We start from the raw sequence: 17,788 nt of genomic DNA, 5'->3' as shown, positions 1-17,788 counted from the left end.
GTGCCCGGCGAGCGCCAGCGAGCTCGGGTGTATCGAGACCACAGGGGGATTCACTGATGCTTGACGCCATCGCCGGCATCGGCCGCCGGGCCGCGTCGGGCGGCTACCGCCGCTTCGCGTGGTCCGACGCCGACATGGAGCTGCGTGAGTGGTTCTGTGGCGAGGCCGAGTCCCGAGGGATGGAGGTCACGGAGGACGGGAACGGCAACCAGCTCGCCTGGACCCATTTCGGGTCCGACGCGCTGCTGCTCGGCTCGCACCTCGACTCGGTGCCCGACGGCGGCGCGTTCGACGGCCCGCTGGGCATCGTGTCGGCGTTCGCGGCGCTCGACCGTGTGCCCGACCGCGACCGTCCGGTCGTCGTCGCGAACTTCGCCGACGAGGAGGGCGCGCGGTTCGGCATCGCCTGCGTCGGTTCGCAGCTGGCGACGGGTGCGCTCGACCCGGCGAAGGCCCTCGGCCTGCGGGACCGCGACGGCCGCACGCTCGCCGAGCTGATGATCGTGCACGGCCGCGACCCCAAGGCGACCGGCCGCGCCGAGTGGCTCCAGCACGTCGGCACCGCGGTCGAGCTGCACGTCGAGCAGGGCCGGCACCTCGTGCACACCGGCGACGCGGTGGGCGTCGCCACCGCCATCTGGCCGCACGGACGCTGGCGGCTCGACTTCTGCGGGGAGGCGAACCACGCCGGGGCCACCGCGATGGGCGACCGCCGCGACCCGATGACCGCCTACGCCGCCACCGTCCTCGCGGCCCAGCGGCTGGCCGACGACGGCGACACCCGGGCGACGTTCGGTCGTCTCGAGGTGGAGCCCAACGGCACCAACGCCGTCCCGTCGCGGGTGACCGCCTGGCTCGACGCGCGCGCCGAGGACCAGGGCGAGCTCGAGCAGCTCGTCGAGCGCATCACCGCGGAGGCGCAGCGTGCGTCCGAGGGCGAGGAGACCACCGTCGAGCTGACGGCCGAGTCGGTGAGCCCGGCCGTCGAGTTCGACGTGCCACTTCGTGACCAGCTGGCGTCGCTCCTCGACGCCCCGGTGCTGCCCACTGCCGCGGGCCACGACGCCGGCGTGCTCAGCAAGCAGCTGCCCACGGCGATGCTGTTCGTCCGCAACCCCACCGGCGTCTCGCACTCCCCGGCCGAGCACGCCGAGGAGGACGACTGCGAGGCCGGAGTTGACGCACTGGCGCGGGTGATCCAGGAGCTGACGTGAAGACGTTCGCGAACTGCCACTCGCACGTCTTCCACCGCGCGCTGCGGGGCCGTTCCGGCGGCGACTCTGCCATCAGCCGCCCAGGGCCCGGCACCCCTGCCGATTTCTGGTCCTGGCGCGACGGCATGTACGCGCTCGCGGCGGTGCTCGACCCGGACCTGCTGCACCGCCTCGCCCGGGCCACCTACGCGGAGATGCGGCTGGCGGGCATCGACGCGGTCGGCGAGTTCCACTACCTGCACCACCATCCGAACGGCACGCCGTACGCCGACCCGAACGAGACGGGCGAGGTCCTGATCGCCGCCGCCCGCGACGTCGGCCTGCGGATCTGCCTGCTCGACACCTGCTACACGCGCGGCGGTCTCGACCGCTTCCGTGACGCCGACGCGGACGCCTGGGCGGCGCGGGTCGCCGCCCTCGACGCGCGGCACGCCGACGCCGACGACGTGGTGATCGGGGCGGCGATCCACTCGGTGCGGGGCGTCCCGCGCGGGCAGCTCGCCACGGTCGCGTCCGCGCTGCCTGATGCGCCCCTGCACGTGCACGTCTCGGAGCAGCCGGCGGAGAACGAGCAGTGCGTCGCGGAGACCGGGCTCACTCCGGTGGCGCTGCTCGCCGAGGCCGGCGTCTGGACCGAGCGCACGACGGCGGTCCACGCCACCCACCTGACCGACGACGACGTCGCCACGCTCGGCGCCGCCCGCTCCTTCGTCTGCTTCTGCCCGACCACCGAGGCCGAGCTCGCCGACGGCATCGGCCCGAGCGTCGCGCTGCGGAACGCCGGCGCCCGGCTGACACTCGGCTCGGACAGCAATACCGTCATCGACATGTTCGCCGAGGCCCGCGCCGTGGAGATGCACGAACGGCTCGCCTCCGGACGCCGCGGCGCGTGGACGGCCGCCCAGCTGTGGGACGCGGCGACGACCACTGGCTTCGCGTCGCTCGGCCTCCCCGACGGCGGCGAGCTCGAGGTCGCGCCGTCGGTCCGCACCGCCGGCTCCGACGACCTGCTGTGGTCAGCCACCGCGGCCGACGTCGTCTGCCCGGATCTCGATCCCGCCGAGGTCGCGCACGACCTCGCCGCCGCGATCGGCGCCTGCTGGAGCCGGGTATGACGTCGCTCCTGGTCACCGGCATCGGCGAGCTGGTGACCTGGGACGACGAGCAGCCCGTGCGGCGCGACGCCGCCCTGGTGGTCGAGCACGGGAAGGTCGCGTGGGTCGGCGACCGCGCGGCCGCCCCCACGGCCGACGCCGTCCGTGACGTCGCGGGCGCCGCCGTCATCCCCGGCTTCGTGGACTCGCACACGCACCTGGTGTTCGCCGGCGACCGGTCGGCGGAGTTCGAGGCCCGGATGTCCGGCCGCTCGTACGAGGCCGGTGGGATCCGCACCACCGTCGCCGCCACTCGCGCCGCCACCGACGAGCAGCTCACCGCGAACGTCGCGCGCCACGTCGCGGCGATGCGCGCGCAGGGCACCACGACCCTCGAGATCAAGAGCGGTTACGGATTGACCGTCCACGACGAGGCCCGCTCGCTGGCCATCGCGCAGCAGGCCACGCCGGAGACGACCTACCTCGGCGCGCACGTGGTGCCGGAGGGCTCGGAGGTTGCCGAGTACGTCGACCTGGTCACCGGCCCGATGCTCGAGGCGTGCGCTCCGCATGCCCGCTGGGTCGACGTCTTCTGCGAGGACGGGGCGTTCGGCGCCGACGAGGCGCGCGCCGTGCTGACCGCCGGCCAGACCGCTGGGCTCGTGCCTCGCGTGCACGCCAACCAGCTCGGCCACGGCCCGGGCGTGCAGGTCGCGGCAGAGGTGGGTGCCGCTGCCGCCGACCACTGCACCTACCTCGACGACGCCGACGTCGCCGCGCTCGCCGACGCCGGCGTGGTGGCCGGGCTCCTGCCGGGCGTGGAGTTCTCCACCCGATCGCCGTATCCCGACGCCCGCCGGCTCTTCGACGCCGGTGTGACGATCGCCCTGGCCACCGACTGCAACCCCGGCAGCTCATACACGTCGTCGATGCCGTTCTGCATCGCCCTGGCCGTCCGCGAGATGGGCATGACGCCGCTGGAGGCGCTGTGGTCGGCGACCCAGGGCGGCGCGATGTCGCTGCAGCGCACGGACGTGGGCCACCTCCGCGTGGGCGCGAAGGCGGACCTCGTCGTGCTGGACGCGCCGTCGCACGTCCACCTGGCCTACCGGCCCGGCGTGCCCCTGGTGGCCCAGGTGCTCTAGGCCTTGTCGTCCTCGTCGTCCTTGGTGAGGTCGGTGGCGGCCTCGCTGAGCTTGGCGCCCTCGCCGGTGGGGGGAGCGGCGTCCTCGACGACGGTCTCGTCCTTGACGTCCTCGACCGGCGTGATGGTGCCGGCCTCCTCGTCGCGGGCGTCCTCCTCGACGGGCTCGGACTCGTCCGGGACGTTGGTGACCTCCTCGGCCGGAGCCGCCTCCGCCTCGTCGGGCTCGTCCGCCGTCTCGTCGGCGCTCGGAGTGCCGGGCACGTCGGACGGGTCGGGCTCGGGGTCCGGCTGCGCGTCCGGCTCGGAGTCGGTGCTGCCGCCGCCCTGCAGGTCGGTGTTCACCGGCCCCACGTTGGCCCACGCGGCGTCCTCCTTCTCGGAGGCGGCACGGTCGTCGGTCTCGGCCTCGTTCTCGGGCTCGGTGTCACTCTGAGCCTCCGGCTCGGGGACCTCCTCGACGGCCGGGGCGTCCTCGCCCGCCGGCTCCTCGACGACCTCGTTGGTGTCGACCGCCTCGCCCTTGTCGTCCTCGACGACGTTGTGCTTGGCCGCGTCAGCCTGGTCGTCGGTCTCGACCTCGTCGTCCGACGATGCGCCGCTCTCCGCGGCGTCGGCGGCCGGAGCCGCGGCAGCGGTCGCACTGATCGAGTCGGGGTCGGCCTCGTCCTCGGCGGACGGCTCGGCCTCGGTCGCGGGATCGTCGTCACGCTTGACGGACGCCAGCAGCATCTGCGCGACGTCGAGCACCTCCACCTCCTCGCGCGCCTTGCCGTCGGCCTGCTGCGCGGTGAGTCCGTCGGACAGCATCACGCGGCAGAACGGGCAGCCCACGGCGATCTGGTCGGCGCCGGTGGCGACGGCCTCCTTGGTGCGGTTGATGTTGATGCGCGTGCCGAGGTCCTCCTCCATCCACATGCGGGCACCGCCGCCGCCGCAGCAGAACGACATCTCGGAGTTGCGCGGCATCTCCTTGAACTCGGTGTTCGGGATGACGCTGAGCAGCTCGCGCGGCGGCTCGTAGACCTTGTTGTGACGGCCCAGGAAGCACGGGTCGTGGTACGTGATGGTCTTGTTCTTGACCGTCGCCGTGGTGGGCGCGATCGGCTTGAGCTTCCCGTCGCGCACGAGGCGGTTCAGCAGCTGCGTGTGGTGCACGACCTCGAGCTCGACGCCGAACTCGGCGTACTCGTTCTTCAGCGTGTTGAAGCAGTGGGCGCAGGTGGAGACGACCTTCTTGGCCTTGGTCTCCTTGAGCACCTCGGCGTTCTCGGCCGCGAGCTGCATGAAGATGACCTCGTTGCCGGCGCGACGGGCGGGGTCGCCGGTGCAGGTCTCGCCGTCGCCCAGGACGGCGAAGTCGACGTCCGCCATGTGCAGCAGCTCGGCGACGGCCTGCGTCGTCTTCTTCTGCCGGTCCTCGAACGCGCCGGCGCAGCCGACCCAGAACAGCCAGTCGACCTCGTCGAGGCTCTCCACGTCGACGCCGACCTGCTTGACCTCGAAGTCCAGGCCCTTGGCCCAGTCCATGCGGCCCTTGGGATCCATGCCCCACGGGTTCCCCTTGCGCTCGAGGCCCTTGAAGATGTTGTTGAGCTCGCTCGGGAAGTTCGACTCGACGAGCACCTGGTAGCGGCGCATGTCGTCGATGTGGTCGATGTGCTCGATGTCGACCGGGCACTGCTCGACGCACGCGCCGCAGTTGACGCAGGACCACAGCACGTCGGGGTCGATGACGGCGCCGCCGGTCGGGTGCCACGCGTCGCCCTCGGTCTCACCGACGAGCGGGCGCTCGGCCTCGGCGAGCGCGGTGGCCGACACGTTGGCCTTGGCCTCCTCGCCGTCGGCGAGCAGGTACGGCGCCTTGGCGAACGCGTGGTCGCGCAGGCCCATGATCAGCAGCTTCGGGCTGAGCGGCTTCTCGGTGTTCCACGCCGGGCACTGGCTCTGGCAGCGGCCGCACTCGGTGCACGTCGAGAAGTCGAGCATGCCCTTCCAGGTGAAGTCCTCGACCTTGCCGACCCCGAGCTTCTCGAAGTCCTCCTCCTCGAGGTCCTCCATCGCCTCCATCGTCAGCGCGTTGCCATTGATGGTCAGCGGCTTGAGCGCGCCGAGCGCGTTGGGCCGGCGGCCGAACATCACGTTCAGCGGAGCCAGGAAGATGTGGAGGTGCTTGGAGTTCAGCACGAAGATCAGGAACACCAGCATGACGCCGATGTGGAGCAGCAGCCCCGCGCCGATGAGCCCGGTGCTGTCCGGCAGCACCTTGCCGAGCAGGTAGGAGACGAACGCCGCCTTGCCGTAGCCGTTGCCCTCGCCCTCGGCGATGTCGTGCGCCGCGACCGCGCCGCGGAAGAGGAACAGCGTCCAGATGACGTTGAAGATCATGAACAGCGTGATCCACGCGCCGGACAGGTGCGAGCCCTTGAAGCGGGACTTGCGGCCCAGGCGCTCCGGGGCGTTCTTGATGCGGATCAGCGTGAAGACGCCGAGCGAGATCAGGCAGAGAACGCTGATCAGGTCCTGGACGAAGCCGAGCACCGACCAGCTGTTGAAGATGAACCAGTGCCACTCCGGGTCGCGGGAGATGAGCACCGCGTAGGCCTCGAAGTAGACCGACGCCAGGATCAGGAAGGCCCAGAACACGAAGAAGTGCGCGGCGCCGGGCACCGACCACTTGAGCAGCTTCTTCTGGCCGAAGACCTCGGTGACCTGCGTCTTGATCGCCTCGGGCAGCCGCTCGCGGACGTGCTCGATGCGGTCGGGGGCCGGCTGGCCGCTCGTGATGAGGCGATACAGGAAGAGGACCCGCTTCGCGGCGATCGGCAGGACGATCGCGTTCAGGATCAATCCGAGGACCAGCGTCAGGATCATGGCGCAGAGACTACCCGTCACTCAGGGGTGTTGCCGGTGTCGCCCCCGACGTCGAACGGCGTGGTTACTCCCGCGTACATCAGGTGGGACACGAGTCCCTGGGTCGCGTGGGGCAGGTTGTGGCAGTGGTCCATCCACACGCCGGGGTTGTCCGCGACGAACGCGAGGTCCACCGTCTCGCCGTCCTCGACGTCGACGGAGTCCACCCAGATCGGGCTGCCGGTGGAGCGCTTGCCCTCCCGCGAGAGCAGCAGCGCGTGGTGGCCGTGCAGGTGCATCGGGTGCACGTCGCCGCTGTGGTTGTCGATGTGCACGCGCACGACGTCGCCCTCGCTCACGACGAACATCGGGATGTCCGGGTAGAGGTGGCCGTTGATGGTCCACCAGAGACCGGGCTTGCCGTCGAGGAAGCCGGGGCGCTTGCCGATGGAGTACTCGAAGCTCCGGTCCGGGTCCTGGCTCGCGATGGGGACGTTGGCGTGGGTGCCGTAGGTGAGGAAGTCGACGGCCTTCTTCGGCTGAGCGACGCGGTCCGGCACCGGGGCGTCGCGCGGCCCGACGACGAGCGCCGTGGCGAGCCCGACCTGGACGCGGACGGCGTCGGAGGTGGGCACGGTGACCTCGAGGTCGGCGCGCCCGCCGGCGGGGATCGGCACGTGCCGGCCGTCGACCGGGGTGGGGCCGACGAGGTCGGTGCCGTCGATCGCGAGCACCGTGTACGGCGCGCTCGCCCACGCCGACACCGTGCCGTTGTCGGTGTTCACCACGCGCACGCGGACGTGGTCGCCCGGCTCGGCGGCGACGCGCTGGACGCCCTCCTCGCCGTTGATCGTCCGGCGGCCCTTGTACGTGTGCGCGACCGCGACCTGGTCGACGTCCTGCGTGATCGGCCGGCGGGGCTCCACGACGAGCGCCCCGAGCAAGCCGCCGATCACCTGCTCGTGCGACACCTGGTGCGAGTGGTACCAGTACGTGCCGGGCCGCGTCACGACGAAGCGGTACGTGAACTCCTTGCCGACGCCGATCGCGTCCTGGGTGACGCCGGCGACCCCGTCCTGCGAGTTCGGCACGTCGACGCCGTGCCAGTGGACGGAGACGCCGTCGTCGACGGACGCATTCCGCACGTGCACCTCGACGAGCTGGCCCACCTGCGCGGTGATCGTCGGGCCCGGTGTCGAGCCGTTGATCGTGTAGCCGTCCTTCGTCTTGCGCGTGACCAGGTCGACACTGACGTCCGCCGGGCGATCAGGATCGGCCGTGAAGGTGGTGATGTCGGTCGCGCCGTCGTGGTGACCGTGCGCGTGGCCCTCCTTCGGCCCGCCGCCGTAGTCCATGTACCCCATGTCCATGACGGAGTACGTGTCGGGCAGGAGGCTCTGCTGCCAGAACCAGCCGAGCGGCCCGAGCACGACGGCAGCAGCCGCCACGCCGACGAGCACGCGGAGGCGGGTTCCCCTCACCGACCTAGGCCGGAGCGGTGACTGGTTGTGCCGCGCCTTCCGGCTTGGCCATCTTCGCCGCCTGCAGCGCCGCGCCGAACAGCACGAACGCGTTGAGTCCGTGGACCAGTCCGACCCACGGTGCGTCCGCGGCGATGATGCCGGCCGCGACCTGGATGATGATCGAGCCGAGGACCACGGCCGCGAGCATGGTGCCCTTGGGCACCGCGGCGAAGAACGACACGATCAGGAGCGCCAGGCCGAGCAGCGGGATCAGGAACTGGCCGTTCATCACGTGGACGAAGTGGCCGATGGCGCCCTGCCACGTGGGAGGGTCGTCCTCCCAGCCGTCGATGACGGACTGGTCGAGCGTCGCACCACCGTCGATCCAGTGGAACAGACCGGCGACGGCGAAGACGATCATCATGGCCTGGATGACGACCTCGATCGCGATGATGTCGGCAAGAATCCGGTAGGCCTTGCGCATGGCTCCTCCTCCATTCCCCTACGCGACAGGATGCCACTGCGCGGCCGTCTCGTGTGATTGATTTCTGCAACTTTGTCCCGGTCAGCCCCGGACCGGGATCAGGGGGATCGCGAGCAGCGGGAAGACGGCCACCGCGGCGAACGCGAACCCGTAGCCCTGCCCGGCGATCGTGGCGCCGACCAGCGGCGGGACGAGCGTGCTGGCGAGGTACTGCCCGGTGTTCTGGACGCCCATCGCCCGCCCGGACCAGTACGGACCACCGAGCTCGGCGACGGCGGTGAAGGCCAGGCCGTTGTCGGCCACGGTCACGACCGTCGCCACGACGATGACCACGACGGCGAGAGCGGTGTCCTCGACGAGGCCGAGCAGCAGCATCGTCGCGAGCGCGGCGACGGCCACGACGCGCATCGGCCCGAGCCGGCTGCCGGCCCGGTCGGACCACCACCCGACGGCGATGCGCCCGGCCGCACCGCCGAGCTGGGTGACCGCGACGAGCGCTCCGGCGGCTCCGGACGACCAGCCGCGCTCGTCGATCAGCCAGACGAGCATGTACGTCCAGACGGTGAACTGCGGCACCACGAGAAGCATCGAGGCGACGTGGATGCGGCCGAGCGTCAGGCTGCCGCGGTAGGGGTTGTCGAGCTGCCCGAGGTCGGCGGCCTCCTCGCGCGTCGGGCGCGGCGGGTCGACGACGAGGACGGCCGTCAGCACGGCGGCCACCGCGCAGATGATCGCCGGTACGACGAGGGCGGCGCGCAGGCCCGCGGCCTCGGCGGTCGTCGGGACGATCAGGGCCGCGAGGCCGACGCCGAGAGGCAGCGCCGTCTGGCGGATGCCCATCGCCACGCCGCGCCGGTTCGCCGGGAACCACCCGACCACGAGTCGGCCGCTGGCGGAGTTGGTGCTCGCCGCGCCGATGCCGCCGAGGAACCAGCAGACGCCGAGGCCGACGTACGAGCCGCTCGCGAGCACCGCAGCGAACCCGGCGACAGTCACGAGGACGAGCCCGATGGTCAGCGACAGCCGCTCACCGATCCGGTCGACGACCGCCCCCCACGCCACCAACGAGATCATCGTGCCCGCCAGCGGCGCCGCCGCCAGCACGCCCGCGTGCGCCAGGCTGAGCCCCCGCTCGAGGTGCAGGTACGGGATCAGGAAGATCGACGTGTTCGCGAGGATCGTCCCCGCGACCTGCGCCACCATCCCGACGCCGAGCATCACCCAAGGTCTCGGCGTCGTCATGCCGTCAGCATCCCCGCGCCGCCCAAGCGTCGCCAGCACCGATCCGCATTCCGGGCGCTTCGGTCGCAGAGCTCCCTCCCGGGCCTTCGGCCCTAGCGACCGAGGGTCGGGTCACGGTCGCTAGCGGCGGAGCCGCGGGAGGGAGCGCCAGCGACCGAAGCGACGTCAGACGACAGCGCCGAAGAGGGTCGTGTCGTCGTCGACGCCGACACCGGGGCCGTTGCTGATCAGTCGCTTCTTCTTGCTCCGCGTCAGGCCCTGGACCCGGTGCTCGCGCCAGAACGCCTCGGCGACTGTCGGGTACTCCTCGTAGTAGACGAGCCGGACCGGCCGCCGTCGCTTGGTGTACTCGGCACCTTCGCCGCGCTTGTGCTGGCGGAGCCGGTAGAGGAGGTCGCGCGTGCCGCCGACGTAGAACGTCTTGTCGGCGCAGATGAGGATGTACATGAAGCCCATCGGCGGAGCATGTCCGACGAGACGTGATCCTGCGTCGTCGTGTCCACAGACGTCGCTTCGGTCGCAGAGCTCCCTCCCGGGCCTCCGGCCCTAGCGACCGTGGGGTGTCAGCGGGGAAGGGCGCCGGACCAGGCGAGGGCCTGCTTGAGGAGGTGGCCGCGGCCGCCCTCCATGTCGTCGAGGACCTCGGGCTCCATGGCCTCGTCGGGGGTGAGCCAGGTGAGCTCGAGGGCGTCCTGGCGGGGGTCGCACTCGCCGGAGACCGGCACCACGTAGGCGAGGGCGACGGCGTGCTGGCGCGGGTCGTGCAGCGGGGCGACGCCGGGGAGCGGGAAGTACTCCGCGACGGTGAACGGGGTGAGGGAGGCCGGCAGCTGCGGGAACGCGGTGGGGCCCAGGTCCTTCTCGAGGTTGCGGAGCAGGGCCTCCCGCACCGACTCGTTGTGATAGACCCGCCCGGAGACGAGCGTGCGGGTCAGCTCGCCGCTCGACGAGCCGCGCAGCAGCACGCCGACGTGCTCGATCTGGCCGTACGTGTCGACCCGCACCGGCACCGCCTCGACGTAGAGGATCGGCACGCGCGAGCGCGTCTCGTCCAGCGCGATCTCGGAGAGCCAGCCGGGGTTCGGGTCAGGGGTGCGGACGGACGCCATGCGCGACATTCTCGCAGGACCTACAAGTACTTCTTCATGCCAACATGCGACGCCTCGAAGCCCAGTCGCTCGTAGAAGCGGTGGGCGTCGGCGCGCTTGCGGTTGGAGGTCAGCTGGAGGCGCGCGGCGCCGCGCCGACGGGCTTCGTCCTCCACGTGCTGCATCAGGGCAGCGCCGATGCCCTGGCTGCGAAGGTCGGCCGTCGTCCGCACCGCCTCGACCTGGCAGTACAGCCCGCCGTCGGCCGCGAGCATCCGCATCCAGGTGACCTGGGCGGTGGCCACGACGCGACCGTCCAGCTCGCCGACGAGGAGGTCCTGGTTCGGGTCCGCACTGATCTCCTCGAACGCCGATCGCTGGCGGTCGGTGACGTCGCCGGGCTCGTCGAAGTAGTGCATCGAGTCCTCGCGCTGGAGGGCGAGGACGGCGGGGAGGTCGGACGCCGTCGCGGCGCGAACGAGGAGCTCCATGGGGCCACGGTAGGCTGAGCCGAAAGACAGGGGAGCGCCTGGCAGAGGGCGCTGAGAGTGCGGAGAAGCCGCAGACCCTTGAACCTGCTCCGGTTAGCACCGGCGAAGGGAGTCATCATGAGTTCTGCCGTCACGTCCCGAGGTTTCGACATCCGGTACCGGACCATCGACCTCGTCTCACTCACCACGCTCGCGGTCGCCTTCGGCGTCGTGTTCTGGGCCTGGGGCAAGCTGTACGAGCCCCTGTCGAACCTCGCGGTGTTCTCCTACCCGCCGAGCTCGGCGCTGCTGGGCGGCGTCTGGCTGTCCGCCGGCGTCGTCGGCGGGCTGATCATCCGCAAGCCCGGTGCCGCGTTCGCCACGGAGTTCCTCGCCGCAGCCGTCTCGACGGTCATCGTCGGCGGCACGCAGTGGGGCTGGAGCGTCTTCGCGTCCGGCTTCTGGCAGGGCCTCGGCGCCGAGCTGATCTTCCTGCTGTTCTTCTACCGCCGGTTCGGGATCGTCACCGCGACGCTCGCCGGCGCCCTCGCCGGCGTCTTCGAGTCGCGGTACGAGTGGTCGGCCTACATCCCCGACTACTCGTTCGGCTCCAAGCTCGCCCACATGGGCTTCTTCGCCCTGTCCGGCGCCGTGATCGCCGGGATCGGCGGCTACTACCTCGTCCGCGCCCTCGCGGCCGCCGGCGTGCTCGACGCGTTCGGACCCGGACGCGAGCAGGTCTCCGAGGTCTAGTGCGGGGAGCGATCCGGCTCTCGGACTTCACCTGGCGCCCGCTGGGGCGCAAGGCCCCGGTCGTCGCCGGGCTCGACCTCGCCGTCGAGCCCGGCGAACGGGTGCTGCTCGTCGGCCCGAGCGGCGCGGGCAAGTCGACGATCTTGCACGGCCTGGCCGGGGCCCTCGGCACGACCCTCGCCGGCGAGCTGACCGGCACCGCCGAGGTCGACGGGCGGCTCGGGCTGCTCCTGCAGAACCCCGCTGACGCGATCGTCGCCGAGCACCTCGGGCGCGACGTCGCGTTCGGGCTGGAGAACGCGTCAGTTCCACGGTCGGAGATGTGGCCGCGCGTCGATGCCGCCCTCGACCGCGTCGGGCTCGGGGTCTACGGCCGCCACCACTTCACGGCCGCGCTGTCCGGCGGCGAGCAGCAGCGTCTGGCGCTGGCCGGCGTGCTGGTGCTCGAGCCCGACGTGCTGCTGCTCGACGAGCCGACGTCGATGCTCGACGACGCCACCGCCACCTCCGTCAGGCAGGCGATCCTCGACGCGGCCGGCGACCGCACGATGGTCGTCGTCGAGCACCGGATCGGGCCGTGGCTCGAGCACGTCGACCGCGTCGTCGTGCTGTCGTCCGATGGCGAGGTCGTCAGCGACGGCAGCGTCGCGTCGTTCCTCGCCGGTCCGGCTCCGGCCGGCGTCTGGATGCCCGGCCTGCCGACCCCGGAGCCGCTCGCCGTCCCGGCCGACCTGGTGCGCCCCGCCGACGCGCTCGGAGTGACGGCCGAGGACGTCGTCGCCGACCTCACCACGCGCACGCTCCGGGGCGTCCAGCGCACCCGCGCCCTCGACGGCTTCACCGCCGTGCTCGCCCCCGGCACCACGACCGCCCTCACCGGGCCGAGCGGGGCCGGGAAGTCCACGGCGCTCGCGGTCATCGGCGGCCTCCGGAAGCCGACGAACGGTCGCGTCACGCCCGACCTGGCGTCGCGCCGGACCCTCGAGCTGGCGACGTCCGTCGGGTGGGTGCCGCAGAACCCGGAGCACGGATTCCTGACGCTGAAGGTGGCCGACGAGGTCGCACGCACCGCAGGGCGCGTCGGGCGGTCCGTCGACGCCGCGGCGGTGCTCGACGTCTTCGGGCTCGGCGGCCTGGCCGACGCCCACCCGTACCGGCTGTCGGGAGGCGAGCAGCGCCGGCTCGCCCTGGCCGCGGCGCTGGCCCATCGTCCGTCGGTCGTGCTTCTCGACGAGCCGACGGTCGGCCAGGACCCCGGCACCTGGGCCGCGGTGACCGGCTGGGTCGCCGCCGCGCGCGACGCCGGCGCGACGGTCGCAGTCTCCACCCATGACCCGGACCTGCCGCGCGACGTCGAGCACCGGCTCGAGGCGGGCGTCTCGTCATGAGGTCGGCCGTCCTGCGGGCCAACCCGCTCGCCCAGCTGAGCATCGGCATGTTCTCGCTGCTCGGCTCGTTCTGGATCGACGACCTCGACGTCGCTCTCCTCGCGCTCGGCGTCTACGCGGTCGCCGCCGTCCTGTTCCTGCCGGGCTGGAAGTACCCGCTGGTCTGCCTCGGGTTCACGAGCATCGCGGCGGTCACGATCGTCTACTCCACCTGGCGGCTCGGCGGCCACGACGTCGAGGAGGCCTTCGCGAACGGCGTCCGCATCGTCGTGCTGGCCTGGCCGGGCTCGGTGATGGCCGGGTACGTCGACCCGACGCGGCTGGCTGACTACCTCGCGCAGAGCCTCCGCCTGCCGGCCAGGCTCGTGGCCGCGTTCGCCGCCGCGATGCAACGGTTCACCGGATTCGGCCTCGCCTGGGAGCAGCTCGACCAGGTGCGCCGGGTCCGCGGCGTCGGCCGCACCCGCAACCCGATCAGCAACGGCCGCTACGCCGCGAGCATGACGTTCGCCCTGCTGGTCCAGGCCATGCGCGGCGCCTCGCACGCCTCGATCGCGATGGACGCCCGGGGGTTCGCCACCGCTCATCGCCGCACCTGGGCCGAGCCCGCGGACTGGACGCGCCTGGACGTGATGACGGTCGTCCTCGCCGCCGCGCTCGGCGCCGTCGCGCCGTTGCTGACCGTCCTAGCCTGAGGCTCGCGCGGGCTGTCGCTGCCGATCGACCAGGGCGTCGACGGCCTCGGGGGACAGCACCTCGTCGAGCACCAGGGCGGCGGCACCGAGGATGCCGGCGCGGTCGCCGGTGGTGGCAGCCACGATGCGCAGTCGGCTCGTGGCCAGCGGCAGCGAGCGCTGGTAGACCACCTCACGCACGCCGGCGATCAGATACTCCCCGGCCAGCGAGAGCGAGCCGCCGATGACGATGACGGACGGGTTGAGCAGGCTCACGCACGTCGCGAGGACGGACCCGATGGAGCGGCCGGCCTCCCGAACCGCCTGCAGGGCGGCGACGTCGCCACGCAGCACGGAGTCGACGACGTCCTGCGGTGAGTCGATGTCGAGGCCCGCCGCGCGGAGTCGGGCCGCGACGGCCGGACCGGCGGCCAGCGCCTCGAGGCAGCCGACGTTGCCGCAGCGGCACACGACGCTGTCGTCGGCGTCGACGACCCGGACGTGGCCGAGGTCGCCGGCCGTGCCGAGCGCGCCGCGGGTCAGCCGGCGGTTGGTGATGATGCCGGCGCCGATGCCCGTGGCGACCTTCACGTAGAGCAGGTGGTCGACGCCCGACCACGACGTGACGTGCTCGCCGAGGGCCATCACGTTCACGTCGTTGTCGACCAGCACCGGCACGGGGAACGTGCGGGACAGGTGCGCCGGGATGTCGAACTCGTGCCAGCCCGGCATGATCGGCGGGTTCGCCGGCCGGCCGGTGGAGTGCTCGACGGGGCCGGGCACGCCGATCCCGATGCCGACGACCTGGTCGTCCGCCAACCCGATGCGCTGCAGCAGCTCGTGCGCGAGGTCGGTGACGCGGTCCAGCACGACGCTCGGACCGTCCGCGATGTCGGACGCCACTGACGTCTCCTCGAGCACCTTGCCGGCGAGGTCGACCGCGGCGACCGCGGCATGTGAGGCGCCGAGGTCGATGCCGAGGACCACGTGGCCTGCGCCGTTGAGGGCGAACCGCTGCGGAGGCCGTCCGCCGGTGGAGGCCGCCTCGCCGTACGGGGCGAGCAGGCCGGACGCGAGCAGCGCGTCGATGCGCAGGGTGATCGTGGAGCGGGCCAGCGAGCTCAGCTCGGCGAGCTCGGCCTTGGTGCGCGGCTTGCCGTCCCGGAGGTACTGGAACAGCTCGCCCGCGCCCGACGCGGCCGACGGGATCCCGGCATCGGAACCGGGTCTGGGACGCGCAGCCATGGCGAAAGTGAACCACGCTGACTTCTGGAGTCAAGTCCTGCACAAGCATGTCGAGACTCGACGGACTTTTGCTTGACACGTGTCATTACCCGTGACTACGGTCACACGCATGTCGGACCCGGCCGCCCCGCTGTTGGAGATGCGCGGCATCGTCAAGCAGTTCCCGGGCGTCCGCGCGCTCGACGGCGTCGACCTCACGGTCCGCGCGGGCGAGGTGCACTGCCTGCTCGGCCAGAACGGCGCCGGCAAGAGCACGCTGATCAAGGTCCTCGCGGGGGCTCACGACGTCGATGAGGGCACCATCCTGTGGGAGGGCGAGCCGATCTCGTTCGCCGACCCGCTGGCCGCCATCGCCACCGGCGTCGCGACGATCTACCAGGAGCTCGACCTCATCGACGGCCTGAGCGTCGCCGACAACATCTTCCTCGGCCACGAGCTGGCACGCGGCGGCATCACCCGCGACTCCGACATGAACAAGCGGGCGCGCCAGCTGCTCGCGCGGCTCGGCCACCCGGAGATCCGCCCCACCCGTGAGGTCGGCAGCCTGTCGGCGGCCGGCAAGCAGATCGTCTCCATGGCCCGCGCGCTGTCGCACGACGCGCGCGTGATCGTGATGGACGAGCCCTCCGCCGTGCTCGACCCCGACGAGGTGGACGGCCTGTTCCAGGTCGTCGACGACCTCCGCGCGTCGGGCACCGCCATCATCTACATCTCGCACCGGCTCGAGGAGATCCGTCGCATCGGCGACCGGCTCACGGTGCTCAAGGACGGTCGTACCGTCGCCACGGACCTCCCCGCGAAGGAGACCTCGACGGCCGACCTCGTCCAGCTGATGACCGGCCGCACGGTCTCGTCGGTCTTCCCCCGCCGGACCACCGAGCTGCCCGACGCGGCACCGCTCCTGACCGTCGACGGGATCAGCCGCGACCGGGAGTTCCACGACGTGTCGTTCGCGGTGCGCCCCGGAGAGATCGTCGGCATCGCCGGACTCGTCGGCGCGGGTCGCAGCGAGATCATCGAGACCATCTACGGGGCACGGCGCGCAACGCGCGGCTCCGTCACCGTCGAGGGCAAGCGGCTGCGCAACGGGTCGGTCGACGCGGCCGTCGCCGCCGGCGTCGGCCTCTGCCCCGAGGAGCGGAAGTCCCAGGGCCTGGTCCTCGACGACGCCGTCTACCGCAACATCTCGCTCGCCAGCCTCGAGCGCTTCTCCCGGTACGGGATCACCACCGAGGCGGCCGAGCGTCGCGCCGCCCGGCAGGTCGCGACGTCGGTCGACATCCGTCCGGACGCCCCGGACCGCATCGTCCGCACGCTGTCGGGCGGCAATCAGCAGAAGGTCGTCCTGGCCCGTTGGCTGCTCCGGTCGTGCAAGGTGCTGCTGCTCGACGAGCCCACCCGCGGCGTCGACGTCGGGGCGCGCGCCGAGATCTACACGCTCATCCGCGAGCTCGCCGACTCCGGCGTGGCACTGGTGATCGTGTCCAGCGACATCGACGAGGTGCTCGGCCTCTCGGACCGCGTGCTCGTGGTGGCCGACGGCCACGTCGTGCACGAGGGCCCCAGCGACGCGATCGACGCCTCGGGCGTGCTCGACCGCATCCTCGCGACCCACGACGACCAGCAGATGATCCAGGGAGACGGAGACGCCGCGTGAGCACCGTTCAGCAGGAAGAGTCCACCGAGGTGACCAAGACCCGCGGCGACAGTGGCGGGTCCCTCGGGGTGGTCCGCAACCTCGGGCTGGTCATCGCGCTCGTCATCCTGTGCGTGGTCGGGGTGATGACCTCGGGCGACCAGTTCGCCAGCAAGGACAACGTGATCACGATCCTGCGCCTGGCCTCGGTGGTCGGTGTCGTCTCGATCGGCATGACGTTCGTGATCACCGGCGGCGGCATCGACCTGTCCGTCGGCGCGATCCTGGCGCTCTCGTCCGTCTGGGCCACCACGACCGGCACCCAGTCCATGGCCGACGACTACGGCTGGATCGTCATGGTGCTCAGCGCCCTGCTGGTCGGCACGGCGTGCGGACTGATCAACGGCATCGTGATCGCCTACGGCAAGGTCGTCCCGTTCATCGCCACGCTGGCGATGCTCGCCTCGGCGCGCGGGCTCGCGGAGATCATCGCGGACCGCAAGACGCAGATCATCCGGAACCAGGGATTCACCGACTTCTTCGGCGCCGAGCCGCTCGGCATCCCGGTGATCGTCATCATGTTCGCGCTCGTGGTCGTCGGCGGCTGGTTCCTGCTCAACCGCACGACCTTCGGCCGCCGGACGTTCGCGGTCGGCGGCAACCCCGAGGCGGCCCGCCTGGCCGGCATCAAGGTGCAGCGCCACACCGTCTACCTGTACGCGCTGGCCGGGCTGACCTGCGGCATCGCCGCCGTGATGCTGATGTCGCGCACCACCACCGGGTCGTCGACCCACGGCACGCTGCTGGAGCTCGACGCCATCGCGGCCGTCGTCATCGGCGGCACGCTGCTCAGCGGGGGACGAGGGACGGTCGTCGGCACGCTCTTCGGCGTGCTGATCTTCACCACCCTCACCAACGTCTTCACGCTCAACAACCTCTCGACGTCGTCCCAGAACGTCGCGAAGGGCGTGATCATCGTGGTCGCTGTGCTCCTCCAGCAGCGGATCGCGAACCGCAAGACCTGATCGACCCGTCACCAC

General features: G+C 71.6%; 16 protein-coding genes and 1 riboswitch. Of the genes, 8 read left to right on the top strand and 8 right to left on the bottom strand.

The features are described 5' to 3' along the window. The first annotated feature begins 56 nt into the window (after positions 1–56). From FHP06_RS12775 to hutI, 3 genes are read left to right on the top strand one after another with little or no spacing between them, the layout of a single operon-like run. A complete protein-coding gene (locus FHP06_RS12775; protein ID WP_147687178.1) occupies positions 57–1,214 on the top strand; it encodes an allantoate amidohydrolase in 1,158 nt (385 codons plus the stop codon). Then, positions 1,211–2,329: a formimidoylglutamate deiminase gene (locus FHP06_RS12770; protein ID WP_147687177.1), complete on the top strand. Its 1,119-nt coding sequence runs from the start codon at positions 1,211–1,213 to the stop codon at positions 2,327–2,329. The genes FHP06_RS12775 and FHP06_RS12770 overlap by 4 nt, the downstream gene beginning before the upstream one ends. Further along, on the top strand, positions 2,326–3,453 hold the full coding sequence (gene hutI / locus FHP06_RS12765) for an imidazolonepropionase (protein ID WP_147687176.1): 1,128 nt from the start codon (positions 2,326–2,328) through the stop codon (positions 3,451–3,453). The genes FHP06_RS12770 and hutI overlap by 4 nt, the downstream gene beginning before the upstream one ends. On the opposite strand, the gene FHP06_RS12760 is transcribed toward hutI, so the two are convergent. The 7 genes from FHP06_RS12760 to FHP06_RS12730 form a co-directional block, all read right to left on the bottom strand. Further along, complete coding sequence (locus tag FHP06_RS12760) at positions 3,450–6,326, bottom strand: heterodisulfide reductase-related iron-sulfur binding cluster (protein WP_147687175.1); 2,877 nt, start codon at positions 6,324–6,326, stop codon at positions 3,450–3,452. The genes hutI and FHP06_RS12760 overlap by 4 nt on opposite strands. A gap of 17 nt (positions 6,327–6,343) precedes the next feature. After that, complete coding sequence (locus FHP06_RS12755) at positions 6,344–7,786, bottom strand: multicopper oxidase family protein (protein ID WP_147687174.1); 1,443 nt, start codon at positions 7,784–7,786, stop codon at positions 6,344–6,346. Positions 7,787–7,790: 4 nt separating this feature from the next. Further along, the gene (locus tag FHP06_RS12750) at positions 7,791–8,252 is read right to left on the bottom strand and encodes a hypothetical protein (protein ID WP_147687173.1); all 462 of its coding nucleotides are present in this window, start codon (positions 8,250–8,252) and stop codon (positions 7,791–7,793) included. Between the two features lie 81 nt (positions 8,253–8,333). Beyond that, a complete protein-coding gene (locus FHP06_RS12745; RefSeq protein WP_147687172.1) occupies positions 8,334–9,494 on the bottom strand; it encodes an MFS transporter in 1,161 nt (386 codons plus the stop codon). A gap of 165 nt (positions 9,495–9,659) precedes the next feature. Continuing rightward, on the bottom strand, positions 9,660–9,950 hold the full coding sequence (locus FHP06_RS12740) for a GIY-YIG nuclease family protein (RefSeq protein WP_147687171.1): 291 nt from the start codon (positions 9,948–9,950) through the stop codon (positions 9,660–9,662). Positions 9,951–10,057: 107 nt separating this feature from the next. After that, positions 10,058–10,603, bottom strand: coding sequence for an NUDIX hydrolase family protein (locus FHP06_RS12735; RefSeq protein WP_147687170.1), 546 nt, complete (start codon positions 10,601–10,603; stop codon positions 10,058–10,060). 20 nt (positions 10,604–10,623) lie between these two features. Continuing rightward, positions 10,624–11,073 (bottom strand): GNAT family N-acetyltransferase, encoded by a 450-nt coding sequence (locus FHP06_RS12730; protein ID WP_147687169.1) that lies wholly within the window; start codon positions 11,071–11,073, stop codon positions 10,624–10,626. An 18-nt stretch (positions 11,074–11,091) separates the two neighbouring features. After that, positions 11,092–11,201: riboswitch (TPP riboswitch) on the top strand. Between FHP06_RS12730 and FHP06_RS12725 the strand changes: the two genes are divergently transcribed. The 3 genes from FHP06_RS12725 to FHP06_RS12715 all read left to right on the top strand — a co-directional run bounded on the left by FHP06_RS12725 (position 11,191) and on the right by FHP06_RS12715 (position 13,888). Next, positions 11,191–11,805, top strand: a complete 615-nt coding sequence (locus FHP06_RS12725; RefSeq protein WP_147687168.1) for an ECF transporter S component — start codon at positions 11,191–11,193, stop codon at positions 11,803–11,805. (Overlaps the previous riboswitch by 11 nt.) Further along, positions 11,805–13,193: an ABC transporter ATP-binding protein gene (locus FHP06_RS12720; protein ID WP_222706477.1), complete on the top strand. Its 1,389-nt coding sequence runs from the start codon at positions 11,805–11,807 to the stop codon at positions 13,191–13,193. The genes FHP06_RS12725 and FHP06_RS12720 overlap by 1 nt, the downstream gene beginning before the upstream one ends. Continuing rightward, complete coding sequence (locus tag FHP06_RS12715) at positions 13,190–13,888, top strand: hypothetical protein (RefSeq protein ID WP_147687167.1); 699 nt, start codon at positions 13,190–13,192, stop codon at positions 13,886–13,888. The genes FHP06_RS12720 and FHP06_RS12715 overlap by 4 nt, the downstream gene beginning before the upstream one ends. On the opposite strand, the gene FHP06_RS12710 is transcribed toward FHP06_RS12715, so the two are convergent. Then, positions 13,880–15,112, bottom strand: coding sequence for an ROK family protein (locus FHP06_RS12710; protein WP_147687166.1), 1,233 nt, complete (start codon positions 15,110–15,112; stop codon positions 13,880–13,882). The genes FHP06_RS12715 and FHP06_RS12710 overlap by 9 nt on opposite strands. A gap of 109 nt (positions 15,113–15,221) precedes the next feature. Between FHP06_RS12710 and FHP06_RS12705 the strand changes: the two genes are divergently transcribed. Both FHP06_RS12705 and FHP06_RS12700 read left to right on the top strand, forming a co-directional pair. Continuing rightward, positions 15,222–16,769 carry a sugar ABC transporter ATP-binding protein gene (locus tag FHP06_RS12705; protein WP_222706476.1) on the top strand — a complete coding sequence of 516 codons (1,548 nt, stop codon included), beginning with the start codon at positions 15,222–15,224 and terminating at the stop codon, positions 16,767–16,769. Continuing rightward, positions 16,766–17,773, top strand: a complete 1,008-nt coding sequence (locus FHP06_RS12700; protein WP_230973508.1) for an ABC transporter permease — start codon at positions 16,766–16,768, stop codon at positions 17,771–17,773. The genes FHP06_RS12705 and FHP06_RS12700 overlap by 4 nt, the downstream gene beginning before the upstream one ends. Positions 17,774–17,788 lie beyond the last annotated feature (15 nt).

The sequence above is a fragment of the Aeromicrobium terrae genome, assembly GCF_008039565.1.
GTDB lineage: Bacteria > Actinomycetota > Actinomycetes > Propionibacteriales > Nocardioidaceae > Aeromicrobium > Aeromicrobium terrae.
Note: the sequence above shows the minus strand (reverse complement) of the source record. Positions and strands in the feature narration are given on the sequence as shown.

Bases quoted from the DNA above. Each gene is read 5' to 3' on its own strand.
- FHP06_RS12775 (WP_147687178.1), top strand. From the start codon at position 57: ATGCTTGACGCCATCGCCGGCATCGGCCGCCGGGCCGCGTCGGGCGGC.
- FHP06_RS12725 (WP_147687168.1), top strand. From the start codon at position 11,191: ATGAGTTCTGCCGTCACGTCCCGAGGTTTCGACATCCGGTACCGGACC.
- FHP06_RS12715 (WP_147687167.1), top strand. From the start codon at position 13,190: ATGAGGTCGGCCGTCCTGCGGGCCAACCCGCTCGCCCAGCTGAGCATC.
- FHP06_RS12760 (WP_147687175.1), bottom strand. From the start codon at position 6,326: ATGATCCTGACGCTGGTCCTCGGATTGATCCTGAACGCGATCGTCCTG.
- hutI (WP_147687176.1), top strand. From the start codon at position 2,326: ATGACGTCGCTCCTGGTCACCGGCATCGGCGAGCTGGTGACCTGGGAC.
- FHP06_RS12740 (WP_147687171.1), bottom strand. From the start codon at position 9,950: ATGGGCTTCATGTACATCCTCATCTGCGCCGACAAGACGTTCTACGTC.
- FHP06_RS12735 (WP_147687170.1), bottom strand. From the start codon at position 10,603: ATGGCGTCCGTCCGCACCCCTGACCCGAACCCCGGCTGGCTCTCCGAG.
- FHP06_RS12710 (WP_147687166.1), bottom strand. From the start codon at position 15,112: ATGGCTGCGCGTCCCAGACCCGGTTCCGATGCCGGGATCCCGTCGGCC.
- FHP06_RS12750 (WP_147687173.1), bottom strand. From the start codon at position 8,252: ATGCGCAAGGCCTACCGGATTCTTGCCGACATCATCGCGATCGAGGTC.
- FHP06_RS12745 (WP_147687172.1), bottom strand. From the start codon at position 9,494: ATGACGACGCCGAGACCTTGGGTGATGCTCGGCGTCGGGATGGTGGCG.
- FHP06_RS12705 (WP_222706476.1), top strand. From the start codon at position 15,222: ATGTCGGACCCGGCCGCCCCGCTGTTGGAGATGCGCGGCATCGTCAAG.
- FHP06_RS12730 (WP_147687169.1), bottom strand. From the start codon at position 11,073: ATGGAGCTCCTCGTTCGCGCCGCGACGGCGTCCGACCTCCCCGCCGTC.